The 12421-nt window shown below is 53.8% G+C and carries 11 protein-coding genes and 1 pseudogene; 3 read left to right on the plus strand and 9 right to left on the minus strand.

The window, feature by feature from the left end; all coding sequences use genetic code 11:
* The first annotated feature begins 147 nt into the window (after window positions 1-147).
* On the plus strand, window positions 148-1623 hold the full coding sequence (locus ACML7B_RS03940) for a DUF1846 domain-containing protein (RefSeq protein ID WP_418539400.1): 1476 nt from the start codon (window positions 148-150) through the stop codon (window positions 1621-1623).
* Window positions 1624-1668: 45 nt separating this feature from the next.
* Here the strand turns inward: ACML7B_RS03940 and ACML7B_RS03945 are convergent, their stop codons facing one another.
* The 3 genes from ACML7B_RS03945 to ACML7B_RS03955 are packed head-to-tail and all read right to left on the minus strand — an operon-like array spanning window position 1669 to window position 4009.
* Window positions 1669-3258, minus strand: coding sequence for an ABC1 kinase family protein (locus tag ACML7B_RS03945; protein WP_346707881.1), 1590 nt, complete (start codon window positions 3256-3258; stop codon window positions 1669-1671).
* Window positions 3251-3595, minus strand: coding sequence for a phasin family protein (locus ACML7B_RS03950; protein ID WP_418539401.1), 345 nt, complete (start codon window positions 3593-3595; stop codon window positions 3251-3253). Before ACML7B_RS03950 ends, ACML7B_RS03945 begins: the two co-directional genes overlap by 8 nt.
* 36 nt (window positions 3596-3631) lie before the next feature.
* Entirely contained in the window at window positions 3632-4009 is a 378-nt protein-coding gene (locus ACML7B_RS03955; RefSeq protein WP_418539402.1) for a diacylglycerol kinase family protein, read from the minus strand.
* 153 nt (window positions 4010-4162) lie between these two features.
* On the opposite strand from ACML7B_RS03955, the gene ACML7B_RS03960 reads away from it, so the two are divergent.
* Window positions 4163-5182 carry an ABC transporter substrate-binding protein gene (locus ACML7B_RS03960; protein WP_418539403.1) on the plus strand — a complete coding sequence of 340 codons (1020 nt, stop codon included), beginning with the start codon at window positions 4163-4165 and terminating at the stop codon, window positions 5180-5182.
* Window positions 5183-5245: 63 nt separating this feature from the next.
* Here ACML7B_RS03960 and ACML7B_RS03965 read toward each other — a convergent pair whose 3' ends face one another.
* Complete coding sequence (locus tag ACML7B_RS03965; RefSeq protein ID WP_418539404.1) at window positions 5246-5533, minus strand: hypothetical protein; 288 nt, start codon at window positions 5531-5533, stop codon at window positions 5246-5248.
* A gap of 27 nt (window positions 5534-5560) precedes the next feature.
* Window positions 5561-6061 (minus strand): CarD family transcriptional regulator, encoded by a 501-nt coding sequence (locus ACML7B_RS03970; protein WP_418539405.1) that lies wholly within the window; start codon window positions 6059-6061, stop codon window positions 5561-5563.
* A 260-nt stretch (window positions 6062-6321) separates the two neighbouring features.
* Between ACML7B_RS03970 and ACML7B_RS03975 the strand changes: the two are divergent.
* Window positions 6322-6921, plus strand: a pseudogene (locus tag ACML7B_RS03975) (polysaccharide deacetylase family protein); the annotation flags it as partial.
* 240 nt (window positions 6922-7161) lie between these two features.
* On the opposite strand, the gene ACML7B_RS03980 reads toward ACML7B_RS03975, so the two are convergent.
* The 4 genes from ACML7B_RS03980 to ACML7B_RS03995 form a co-directional block, all read right to left on the minus strand.
* A complete protein-coding gene (locus ACML7B_RS03980) occupies window positions 7162-8331 on the minus strand; it encodes a phosphopentomutase (RefSeq protein WP_418539406.1) in 1170 nt (389 codons plus the stop codon).
* Between the two features lie 84 nt (window positions 8332-8415).
* Complete coding sequence (gene ade, locus ACML7B_RS03985; protein WP_418539407.1) at window positions 8416-10194, minus strand: adenine deaminase; 1779 nt, start codon at window positions 10192-10194, stop codon at window positions 8416-8418.
* 22 nt (window positions 10195-10216) lie between these two features.
* Window positions 10217-11548, minus strand: coding sequence for an NCS2 family permease (locus ACML7B_RS03990; protein ID WP_418539408.1), 1332 nt, complete (start codon window positions 11546-11548; stop codon window positions 10217-10219).
* Window positions 11549-11649: 101 nt separating this feature from the next.
* A partial coding sequence (locus ACML7B_RS03995) for a ketopantoate reductase family protein (RefSeq protein ID WP_418539409.1) occupies window positions 11650-12421 on the minus strand: 772 nt, incomplete at its 5' end.

Below are 12421 nucleotides of genomic sequence, written 5' to 3' on the forward strand. Positions count from 1 at the left end.
GATTTATCATATTCTTTTTATACTTTTTTTATGCCTTTTTGGCCCCCTCTTTTTTCCTGCAGAAAAGATTGTAAACTTCTTCCCTTTTGTAGTATACTAGTAAGGTATTAAAAAAACGAGCACTATACAGACATAAGAGGAATGAGAATGAAAACAGGATTTGACAACGAAAAGTATCTGCAGATGCAGTCCGCCCACATCCGGGAGCGGATCAGCCACTTTGACAACAAGCTTTATCTGGAGTTCGGCGGCAAGCTGTTTGACGACTATCATGCTTCCCGGGTCCTTCCCGGGTTTCAGCCCAACAGCAAGATGCGCATGCTCATGCAGCTCTCCTCCCAGGCGGAGATCATCATCGTGATCAGCGCGGATGATATCGAGAAGAATAAGATCCGCGGAGATCTGGGCATCACCTACGATGTGGACGTGCTGCGCCTCATGTCCGTCTTCAAAAGCCACGGACTTTTTGTCGGCAGCGTGGTGATCACAAAATACAGCGGCCAGGAGAGCGCCGCCCTCTTCAAGAACCGGCTGGAGAAGCTGGGGATCAAAGTGTACCGCCATTATCCCATCCAGGGATATCCCACCAATATCCCGCTGATCGTCAGCGAGGAGGGATACGGCAAGAACGACTACATCGAAACTTCCAGGCCTCTGGTGGTGGTAACGGCTCCCGGCCCCGGAAGCGGCAAGATGGCCGTCTGCCTGTCCCAGCTCTACCACGAACACAAGCGGGGCGTCTGCGCAGGCTATGCCAAATTCGAGACCTTCCCCATCTGGAATATTCCTCTGAAGCACCCGGTGAACCTGGCCTATGAGGCAGCCACAGCAGATCTCAACGATGTCAACATGATCGATCCCTTCCACCTGGAAGCCTACGGAGAGACTACCGTCAACTACAACCGGGACGTGGAGATCTTCCCGGTGCTGAACGCCATCTTCCAGCGGATCTATGGGGAGAGCCCTTACAAATCTCCCACAGACATGGGAGTCAACATGGCCGGCAACTGTATCTGCGACGACGAAGCCTGCCGGGAAGCCTCCCGCCAGGAGATCATCCGCAGGTATTACAACTCCCTGCGCCGGCTTCTCATCGGGGCCTGCTCCGATGCAGAGGTCTATAAGATCGAGATGCTCATGAACCAGGCCGGCGTCACCGTCCATGACCGCCCGGTGGTGGATGCAGCTCTTAAGCGGGCGGAGGAGACCGGCGGCCCGGCGGCAGCGCTCCAGCTCCACGACGGGCGCATGATCACCGGCAAGACTACTGATCTTCTGGGAGCTTCCGCAGCCCTTCTTTTGAACGCGCTGAAAGAACTGGCGGGTATTGACCATGACCGGCACGTGATCTCCCCGGAGGCCATCGAGCCTATCCAGAAGCTGAAGACCCAGTATCTGGGCAGCCGCAATCCAAGGCTTCACACAGACGAGGTGCTGATCGCCCTGTCTGTCAGCGCCGCCACAGACCCGGTGGCTCAGAAAGCTCTGGATCAGATCCCCAATCTGAAAGGCTGCCAGGCCCATACTTCCGTCATGGTGGGATCTGTAGATCTGAAACAGTTCAAAAAGCTGTCCATACAGGCCACTTTTGAACCAAAATATGAGAAAAATTCTGTATTTTAAAAATCAGTTGGGGATGTGTTCTTTTTAAAAAGAACACGTCCCCAACTATTTCCTGGAAAAGATATGCTTGATAAATACATACATCACGATCACAAAGGCAATGAGATAACCAAAGGCTCCCAGCGCCGGGATCCCCATGATCTTAGGCTTCATGTCCGTGGTGCAGATAATGCTGGAACTGATCAGCAAAGCCATCACCCACAGGCCCATCACGATGTTGCGGACCAGACGCCTGAGAAGCTGGCTTAAATCTCCGGACGCATGAAGATCCATGTTGATCCGTGTCTGGCCTTTTAGGCTCCCCTGGAGGAACTCCGCCATCAGGGAAGGAATGTCCACCGCTCTGTGAAGAGAGCGGTACAGGGCTTTGCCGCCTTTTTTGAATTCTGCCTTCCAGTCCAGTTTCTGTATGAAATCCGCCTTGATCCTGGCCGCCGCGATCTCTGTCATATTGATCTCCGGCGTGATCTCTGCCAGAACTCCCTCCATGTGGGTAAGACCTCTGGCCAGCATGGTAAGGCCGTGAGGCATGGAGATCCGGTTCTCTTTCATCACATCCATCAGATCCTGCATCACTTCGCCGATGTCGATGGTCCCCATATCCGCGCTTCCATACTTGGACATAAGATCACTGATGTCCTGATAGAGCCGGTTCCGGTCCGGCTTCCCCCGGAAGTCTCCCAGGGCCAGTACCGCCTCCTGGATCAGGCCTATGTCTCCGGAGGCCACGCCCCGGATCACCTCGCCGATCAGCTCCCGGTCCCGTTCCGTCAGCCGTCCCATCATACCCATATCCAGCCAGACGATCTTGCCGCCCCGGATCCGAACATTTCCCGGATGGGGATCTGCGTGGAAGAACCCGTCCTCCATCACCTGCTTGATATAGTTGTCTACAAATTTCCTGCCGATCTCCTTTAAGTCGTATCCATTTTCCAGAAGATCCTCCCTGGCATTGATGGGAAATCCTTCCACATATTCCATCACCAGCACATGAGTGGTGGTGTGTTCCCTGTAGAGCTTCGGCGTCTCCACGAAGACCACATCCTGGTTCTTCCTGGCAAACTCCTCCGCATTGGCCGCCTCAGTGAGAAAATTCATCTCCTCCTGGGTGGTCATCCACAGTTCGTCCAGCACCATGTCAAGATCCACAAGCCCCCGCAGGGTAGTGACCGGCAGGAGTTTGGCCGCCTTGTGCAGAAGGCCGATGTCCCTTGCCATCACTTCATAGATCCCTTTACGCTGGACCTTCACCACCACCTGCTCCCCCGACTGGAGAATGGCCCGATGGACCTGAGCGATAGACGCAGAGCCAATGGGGGTCTCCTCGATCTCCTGGAACACTTCCGTCCAGGGATACCCGTAGGACTCCTGGATCACCTCCGCCACTTCCGCAAACGGCATGGGCGCCACTTCCGAGTGGAGCCGCATCAGTTCGTCGCAGTACCGTTTGGGCAGGATGTCCGAATGCATGGACATGATCTGACCCAGCTTGATATAGGTGGGTCCCAGATCCTCCAGGATCATCCGCAGCTTCTCCGGACTTACGCCCCGGGTGATCTCGTGCTTGTGGAGCACCGCCGTCATCTCCCGCAGTCTGGAACTGTAGGTTTTATTTTCTTCTTTGTCTTTACTCATTCAAATCTCCGGATCCCGCTTCCGGCTCCGGCGCCTCCTGTTCTTCCATCTTCCGGAGCTGAGCCTTCAGCTGATCCAGCTGCTCCGGCGTCATCTTCTCCAGAAGCTCCCCAAGTTCCTCAGGAGAAGAAGGCTTCACAGACACATTTACCTTGTCTTTTACCGTCTCCTTCAGATTGTGCTTCAGCTCCTGGTTGAGGGCTTTTCCCTGCTCAACGGTCAGTTCGCCCTTTTTCACCAGCTCGTCCAGGATCTCTTTTGATTTCTCTGAAGTCACTGCGATGGTCCCCACGCCTGCAAGTAAGATTTTTTTGATTCCGTCTCCTAAATTTTCCATATTCTTAAACTCCTTTCCGGTATTTTTTTACAGATTTTATATAAGCCCGAACACTGCCAGAAGTTTGGGCCCGAAGATGATCACTCCGATCACCGCGGCTGCGATCGCTGCGATCAGCACCGCGCCGGCGGCGGTATCCTTCGCCTTCTTGGCCAGCGGATGGTAATCCTCGCTTGCCAGGTCCACCACCGCCTCCACGGCAGTGTTGACCAGCTCAAGCCCCAGAATCAGGCCAAACAGGATCAGGCAGATGCACCACTCTGTCCTGGAGAGTCCCAGCCAGATCCCTGCCAGCACCACCACCACTGTAGCCACGCAATGGATCTGCATATTGCGCTCCTTTCGGATACATGTAAAAATCCCCTCAAAGGCATAACCAAAACTTTTATACAGAGGATTCTTCTTTCCCTTCATCTGATCCCATCTCCCTGCGCCCGGATGACCGGGCCATTCCTTTGTCTGTCTCTATTGTAGCAAATTCCCGGCCCGAGAACCACCCTTTTTCACAGATTCCCCTGCCCTGAATATACTATCCTTAGCAGTTTCCTTGCGCAAAAGGAGGATTTTATGAAAAAGCGATTTACCGCCCTTTTACTTGTCGCTCTTATGCTGAGCGCCGCTGTGTGCGCCTGCGCTTCCAAAGAAGAAGGCGTTGCGGAAGAAAACCATCCGGAAAAAACGAAAGTGGTCCTCAACGAGGTGGCTCACTCCATCTTCTATGCGCCCATGTATGTGGCCATCGAAGAAGGATATTTCCAGGAGGAAGGCATCGATCTGGAACTGGTGACCGGATTTGGCGCCGACAAGACAATGACCGCCGTCCTCTCCGACAGCGCGGACATTGGGTTTATGGGCTCGGAAGCCTCTATCTACACCTACAATGAAGGCGCCACCGACCATGTAGTCAACTTCGCCCAGCTCACCCAGCGAGCCGGCAATTTCCTTGTGGCCCGCCAGGAGATGCCTGACTTTACCTGGGAAGACCTGAAAGGGACCGACGTCCTGGGCGGAAGAAAAGGCGGCATGCCTCAGATGGTCTTCGAGTATATCCTGAAGCAAAACGGCATTGACCCGGCTAAGGATGTAGCCATTGACCAGAGCATCGACTTTGGCTCTACTGCCGCTGCTTTCGCAGAAGGCCAGGCGGATTTCACCGTAGAGTTTGAACCGGGCGCCACCAGCCTGGAGCAGGAAGGCAAAGGCTATGTCGTGGCCTCCCTGGGCACAGACAGCGGATACGTTCCCTACACGGCATTCTCCGCCAAACAGAGCTACCTGGATGAAAACCCGGATGTGATCCAGGGATTCACCAATGCGCTGCAGAAAGGAATGGACTTCGTGCAGGCCCACACCCCGGAAGAGATCGCCGCCGTCATCGAACCCCAGTTTAAGGAGACAGACCTTGACACCATCACCACCATCGTCTCCCGCTATTACGAACAGGACACCTGGAAAGACAATCTGATCTTCCAGGAAGAAAGCTTCGACCTGCTCCAGGATATCCTGGATGAAGCCGGCGAACTCACCAAACGCGCTCCCTATGCGGATCTGGTGACCACAGAATTCGCCGAAAAAGCAGCCCGGTAATCAAGTGGGGACGTGGTATTTTTAAAAATACCACGTCCCAGATTGAAAATACCCTGTCCCTTTTTACATTGTCTTCCCAAAATTCAGCTCAATGGAAGTGATACACCCCTTGATCTCTACCTTCCGCCCCTCATATCTCCCCGGCACATGGAGCATATTCCGTTTATCCACATGGGGCGTAAAGATTTCGCCTCCTTTTTTCACTTTCAACGGCCCGACCTCATCAGAGATGTAAAGCAGGTCCGGCCCCACCCACGTTCCATAGATCTTTCGCTTCCTCAAATGATATTCCACTGGCATCGCGACTCTCGACTTATTGACCTCTGTTATTTTTTCTCCGATTGCAAACATTTGATTCTCCATCCTGCTCTTAAATTCTCAGCCTTTTATCTGCTCAATGATATACTCCTTGATCTCCGCCCGCGGCTTTTTAAGCGCCGCGGCCAGTTCCCCGGTGAGAAACCGCTCTGCGCTGCTTAAGTACCGCTCGTCCATTCCTACCGCCTTCTTTCCGCAGGCCAGCCGTTTCTCCCGTCTGAGATAGGTGGTTTTGATCACCGCGACCCACTTCTGGCACTGGTTGCTTAAAAGTGCTTCTTTATAAAACACCTCTCTTTTTTTCTCATCTGCTATCTGCAGATCCTCCGCCTCCCGCAGCTGTTCGATCAGCGTTCTGGCTTCCTTTGCGGAAATGATCTCCCGGATCTGCCTCTTTTCATTGTTTACAGGGGTATAAACGGTTCCTCCCGCATCGTACAAAGGCTTCAGCGTATAATACTCTTTCTCTCTGTCCGAACAGCTCATCTCCAGCTTCCCGACGTCGATCACTTCACAGACACCTTCTTTGTAATGCGCCACATAATCGCCGACCCTAAACATGTTTAACCTCCTTTTCGTTTTTGACGCTCATAAAAACTGGCATACAGTAAGGCAGCCGACTGCCTGTAGACTGTACGCCAGTTTTCACTCGCTTACATCTATGAAGTTCTTCCCTACATTGCCATCAAGCTCTTATAGAATTATTATAACACCTTTCTTCCATAAATGTAAGAATTTTTATCTTTTTTTCTGATAACATTTGTCTATATTTATTGAGTCACCTACATATATATGAATAAATGCCAAAAAGAGGACGATCCATGTTCAAAAAAACAAAGTTTCTGAAAATCTTTTCCCTCTCCCTGCTCTTCTGTCTCTGCTTTCTGGCAGGAAGGGGAGCCGCCGCTCTGTCAGATCACGCTTCCTCCGCCAGACTTACTTCCGGCAGGATCACGCAGGCCGCGGAAAACTGGGGCTTAAGCTTTCAGGAGGAGGGCGCTCCCCCTGTAGGGAACGCCACCTGTGAGGAACTGGAAACCTACGACGCCTATTATCGGGAAGATACAGAAGAAAAAGTCCTGTATCTCACCTTTGACTGCGGATATGAAAACGGGAACACCCCCAGGATCCTGGAAGCCCTGAAAAAGCACCGCGCCCCGGCCACCTTCTTCGTGGTGGGCAATTATCTGGACACAAGCCCGGACCTGGTCAGGCAGATGATCCGGGAAGGCCACGCCGTAGGGAACCACACCTTCCACCATCCGGACATGTCACAGATCTCCGGAAAGGAAGCCTTCCAAAAAGAACTGGAGGACGTAGAAAAGGCTTTCCGGGAGATCACCGGAAAGCCTCTGTCCAGATATTACCGTCCGCCCCAGGGAAAATACAGTCCCCACAACCTGAAAATGGCTCAGGAGCTTGGCTATCACACCTTCTTCTGGAGCCTGGCCCATGTAGACTGGATCCAGGACGATCAGCCCACCCGGAAAGAGGCCCTGGATAAGCTCTTGTCCCGGGTCCACCCCGGCGCCATCGTACTGCTCCACAATACCTCCGCCACCAACGGCGCCATCCTGGATGAGCTGCTCACCCGCTGGGAGGAGATGGGGTATTCCTTCCGGCCTCTTGAAGACCTGATCCATGGATCCCGGAAGGAAGACTCATCGAAGGATCTGCCCCAGGAAACTGCTTCCGTCTCCCTGCCAGGACAGACCAAACAGTTCCCCAATGGTCTGGGCGATATCTGCAAAAGATCCACGGGTCCCCAGATCCACTCCTTTCTTTAACCTCTGCCCCCAGCACAGGCAGGGGGTGTATTCCCGGCTGTGATCCGTCCCTTTGAACCCCGGATCACAGCCGTGGTCCGCGGTGATCATCAGGTAGTCTTCCGGGCCCATCCCCGCCATCAGTTCCCCAAGCTGTACATCCACCTCATTCAGGGCGTTCACATACCCGTCAATATCGTTGCGGTGGCCATAGAGCATATCGAAATCCACCAGGTTGACGAAACAAAGCCCTGTGAAATCTTCCTTCAGGATTTCCAGCGTCTGCTCCATATTCTTCTGGTTTCCCTCGTTGGGATACGATCTGGTCAGCCCTTTCCCGGCGAAAATATCCTTGATCTTCCCCACGCCGATCACCTGATATCCCGCCGCCTTCAATGCGTCCAGGATGGTCTCCCTGGGCGGTTCCAGAGAGAAATCATGGCGGTTTACCGTCCGCTGGTAATCCGGATAAGTCCCCACAAAGGGCCGGGCGATCACCCGCCCCACCCCGTGCTCACCGGTAAGAATGGCTCTCGCCTTGCGGCAGTCTTCATAAAGCTCCTCCAGAGGGACCACCTCTTCATGGGCGGCAATCTGGAAAACGCTGTCCGCGGACGTATAAACGATCAGATCCCCGGTCCTCTCCTGCTCCCGGCCGTATTTTTTGATCACTTCCGTTCCGGAATAGGGCTGGTTGCAGAGCACGCCCCTGCCGGTGGCTTTGGAAAATGCATCGATGATCTCCTGGGGAAAGCCGTTGGGATACGTGGGAAATGGTTTCCTGGAGATCAGTCCGGCGATCTCCCAGTGGCCCACGGTGGTGTCTTTGCCCATGGAATCTTCCCGCATTCTGGCGTAACACCCTTCCACCCCGGAAACCTTTTTCTGAAAAGACGTCCCTTCCAGACTACAGATACCAAGCTTCTCCAGATTGGGCACATGAAGTTTTCCACTGCGAACGCAGGTGCCAAAGGTATCGCAGCCCACATCGTCAAAAAGTTCCGCGTCCGGGGCCTCCCCTACGCCAACACTGTCCAGTACGATGAGAAATATCCGTTTCCCCATAGCTTTTATTCCCTCCTTCTTTCTTTATCCTGATATGGAAACAGCGCGCCATGCTCTGACACAGGGCGCGCCTTCTCTTAAACCCTACTCCGGGAAGACCGGAAGGATCTTCTTATGATTTACGTCTACCAGGCCAAGGTCTGACATCTTCGCCTCCGGGATCACCGGAAGAGCCAGCGTCACGATCCTAAGGAGCGGGTTCTCCATCTCGGTAAGTCCCAGCGCCCGGTTCGCCTCTTTCATCTTAGCGCTGTCCGCCGCAAGATCTTCCGCTTTCTTCAGGGAGATCAGCCCGGCCAGCGGAAGTTCCAGAGTGTGGAGGATCTGTCCATCCTTCACCGCGCACATGCCGCCGCCCACACGCTTCAGCTCCTCTGCCGCGATCAGAGCGTCCGCCGGATCATCGTAGACAATGGTCAGATTGTGGCTGTCATGGGACACGGTGGAAGCAAGGGCTCCGCAGGTAGTACCGAATCCACGGACCACACCCAGCGCCAGATTGTCGTTGCCCTCATAACGGTTGACCACGGCCACAAATTTCAGATTCTCATCTCCACTAAGATCCAGCCGCCCGTCCTTCACCGGAAGTTCTTCGCACACCGCCTCCGTAGAGGACAGATTCAGGTCGTAATAAGTCATTACCGTAACCTTGACCTTTCCATCCTGCACCGGGGCTCTCAGTGTAAAGTCCTCTTCCGTCAGGTCTTTTACATGGACGGAATTGCGGCTCTCCAGCGGATAGGATTTCTCTTCAATAGAAGCCAGAAGCTTCCCGTTCTCCGCCACCAGTTTCCCGCCAAAGAATACCTTGGAAGGCTTCAGTTCCGTCAGGCTCTCTACAAGCTGCAGGTCCGCCACATATCCCGGCGCCACTGCGCCCAGGTTCTCAAGGCCGGCCTCTCTTGCATTGTTCAAAGTAGCGCTCTTGATGGCTGCCACCGGCTCCATGCCGCAGCGGATCGCCGAACGCACCACGTCGTTCATATGGCCGTTGTGGAGAATGTCGTCCGCCTCCCGGTCATCGGTACACAGACTTAAGTTGTCAAAGAACCGGAAGTCTTTCACGCCCTCCCAGATCTCCTTCACGTTCTTGGTGATGGAGCTGTCTCTGGCGTCCACGTGCATACCGCTGCGGATCTTCTCCTTCGCCTCTTCTCCCAGCCGGGATTCATGGCAGGTGTTGGGACCGCCGCACAGATACGCGGACAGGGATCTTCCTGTTACAAACGGCGCGTGGCCCTGGAGATACAGCCCGTTCTTCTCCGCCACTTCGATGATATCCATCATCCGGTCTCCGCCTTCGATCACATCAATGAAATCCATCACCTCCGCCAGGCCGATGACCCGGGGAAGCTTAGCCAGTTCTTCAATCTCCGCCACGCCAAACTCTGCCCCGGCGTTCTCAAGGCCCGGGACTGCCGGCACGCAGCTTGGAATATCGATGAGCTGCCGCATGGGCAGTTCCTCAGAACTGTCGTACATATAGCGCACGCCTTCCACACCCCACACATTTCCGATCTCATGGGGATCGGTGATAACGGTGGTGGTCCCGTGGGGGATCACGGTACGGGCGAAATTCCGGGGCGTCATCATGGAGCTCTCAATATGCTCATGGGCGTCGATAAATCCCGGGAGCAGGTACTGGCCCTGCCCGTCGATCACCTCCGCGGCCTTGTCAAGATCCGCCTCCAGGTTCTGATACTCCACATGAGCGATCATCCCGTCGTAGACAAAAACATTGGCCGGATAGATCTCTCCTGTGATGGTGTTGACCAGCTTCACATTCTTGATCAGCAGATCGCTTGGGATCTCTCCCAGGGCAGCTTTCAGAAGCTGCCGCTTGTTCTTTGGACGAATTTTCATAACGCACGGTCTCCTTTATTTATTAATTGAAAATAAAGTACATTACCAACGGGATCGCCAGCACATACATAACCGGAGACAGCTCTTTGTATTTGCCGGTCGCCAGTTTGATGAAAATGTGTGCCAGGATACCTGCCGCGATACCGGAAGCGATACCGCCCGCAAAGATCACGAACATGATCATGACAAAGGGGCCGAAAGCATCGGTAAAATCGCTGAAGTCAATATTCTGGATACCGGATACCATCAGGAATCCTACAAAGATCAGAGCTGGGCCTGTCGCAGCGTCCGGGATCATCAGTACCAGCGGTGAGAAGAATACCATAATGCCAAACAGGATGGCTACCACAACGCTGGTCAGACCAGTTCTTCCGCCTGCCTCAACACCGGAGGAAGACTCTACGAACGTAGTGATGGTCGTGTTACCGGTGCAGGCGCCCACGCAGGTTCCGATGGCGTCTACCAGGAAAGGCTTCTGGATATCCGGCATATTTCCGTTCTCATCCAGCATGTTGGCTTTGCCCGCAACACCCAGGACAGTTCCCAGGGTTGAGAAGAAGTCGCCGCAGAAGGTGATGAACACGTAGATCACCGTCTGGAATGCCAGAAGGCCCTTGAAGTCAAAGGACAGCATCAGGTTCCCCAGGCCTGCCATATCCGGAAGCTTCGCCACAGAATCCGGAAGCTGGGTCACGCCCACCGGGATCCCAAGAAGGGTTACCGCCACAATGCCGATCAGGATGGCGCCGTTTACATGGTAAGCAGTCAGGATGGCGATCAGGAAAAGTCCCAGCAGGGAAAGAGCCACTGCCGGCTGAGTAAAGTCTCCTCTGCTGATCCCGTCCTCGAAAACTCCGATCCCGGAGTTGTCAAATCCCAGATACGCGATGTAGAATCCGATGGCCGCTCCAATGGACACTTTAATATTCTTGGGGATCGCCTTTACGATCAGGTCCCGGATCCCGAAGATAGTCAGGACAACAAAGATGGTACCGGAGATCAGGGTGATGGCCATGATCTCCCCAAATGACAGCGTTCCTGCCTGCAGAAGCGCTCCGAACATGAAGTTGGTGCCCATTCCGGTAGCCAGGGCAAAAGGCATGTTGGCATATAATCCCATGAACAATGTGATCAGCGCGCTGACGATGGCACAGGTTACCGCAAGGGCTTCCTTGGTGATCACCAGCCCGTTTACGTCTGTAAAGGAAGCGGCGTCGCCGAATCCGATGATAGCGCTGGGCTGTACCACCAGCACATATGCCATAGTCATAAAGGTGGTAAAGCCGGCAAGGATTTCCGTCTTTACGTTAGATCCCTTTTCATTGAGTTTGAAAAATGATTGTAATTTCCCCATTCTCTTTTTCTCGTTCCTTTCTTAATGAAAATTGTATTTGCGCCCTTCATTATACGCCGGGATATCCCGTTTTGCAAACCCATTTTCCACCAGGCAGAAAACTAGATCTTCCCTTCATTTTTTTCTTCCAGCACATGGATCCCCTGAAGAAACATCCAGCACACCGGCGTGGGAACCCCCAGCTCTTGTCCCATACGCACCATGCTTCCGGCGAACATCTCGATCTCCGTCTTCCTCCCGGCTTCCAGGTCCTGCAGGGTGGAGGGCTTATTCTGATAAGGGATGGTAAGCAGCGTCTGATCCTGGCCCCGCATCACCTCATCGGAAATGTGGATGCCTTTTGCCTCTGCCACTGCCTGTACCTCCTTCATGGCCGCCCGGCGGATACTGCTGGCCGCCTGGCTTACACCATAGGCGCCAAAGGGGATCCCCAGCAGCGCGCAGGTAAGATTCTCTCCCACATTGCACATATATTTGAACCACAGGCCCCAGACCATGTCCTTATCCACCTCATAAGGGATGTGGCAGCGCTCAAACACCTCTTGCACCGCCTTCACCCGCTCTGTCAGTTCTTCATTGCGGGCCTCGCCAAAATGGACCTTTCCCCAGTAGGGATCAAAATCTGCCTTTCCATCCTTCATAACGATAGAAACCCGCATATAGGAATACAGGGTGTGCTCCCAACCATACACAGCAGCCACCTTTTCTTCACTCTCCACACCGTTCATCACGCAGAGGATCTGGGTGCGCTCCCCCACAAATCTGCGGATATCCTGAAGCGCCTGGGAAAGTCCCATATCTTTTACCGCCATGATGATCAGGTCTTTTGGCTCCCCGTTCTCCGGCTCACAGACAGGGAAACGGTGATTCTTT

Source organism: Massilistercora timonensis (assembly GCF_048354975.1).
In the GTDB taxonomy this organism is placed as follows: Bacteria; Bacillota; Clostridia; order Lachnospirales; family Lachnospiraceae; genus Massilistercora; species Massilistercora timonensis.

Bases quoted from the DNA above. Each gene is read 5' to 3' on its own strand.
- ACML7B_RS03940 (WP_418539400.1), top strand. From the start codon at position 148: ATGAAAACAGGATTTGACAACGAAAAGTATCTGCAGATGCAGTCCGCC.
- ACML7B_RS03945 (WP_346707881.1), bottom strand. From the start codon at position 3,258: ATGAGTAAAGACAAAGAAGAAAATAAAACCTACAGTTCCAGACTGCGG.
- ACML7B_RS03950 (WP_418539401.1), bottom strand. From the start codon at position 3,595: ATGGAAAATTTAGGAGACGGAATCAAAAAAATCTTACTTGCAGGCGTG.
- ACML7B_RS03955 (WP_418539402.1), bottom strand. From the start codon at position 4,009: ATGAAGGGAAAGAAGAATCCTCTGTATAAAAGTTTTGGTTATGCCTTT.
- ACML7B_RS03960 (WP_418539403.1), top strand. From the start codon at position 4,163: ATGAAAAAGCGATTTACCGCCCTTTTACTTGTCGCTCTTATGCTGAGC.
- ACML7B_RS03965 (WP_418539404.1), bottom strand. From the start codon at position 5,533: ATGTTTGCAATCGGAGAAAAAATAACAGAGGTCAATAAGTCGAGAGTC.
- ACML7B_RS03970 (WP_418539405.1), bottom strand. From the start codon at position 6,061: ATGTTTAGGGTCGGCGATTATGTGGCGCATTACAAAGAAGGTGTCTGT.
- ACML7B_RS03980 (WP_418539406.1), bottom strand. From the start codon at position 8,331: ATGGGGAAACGGATATTTCTCATCGTACTGGACAGTGTTGGCGTAGGG.
- ade (WP_418539407.1), bottom strand. From the start codon at position 10,194: ATGAAAATTCGTCCAAAGAACAAGCGGCAGCTTCTGAAAGCTGCCCTG.
- ACML7B_RS03990 (WP_418539408.1), bottom strand. From the start codon at position 11,548: ATGGGGAAATTACAATCATTTTTCAAACTCAATGAAAAGGGATCTAAC.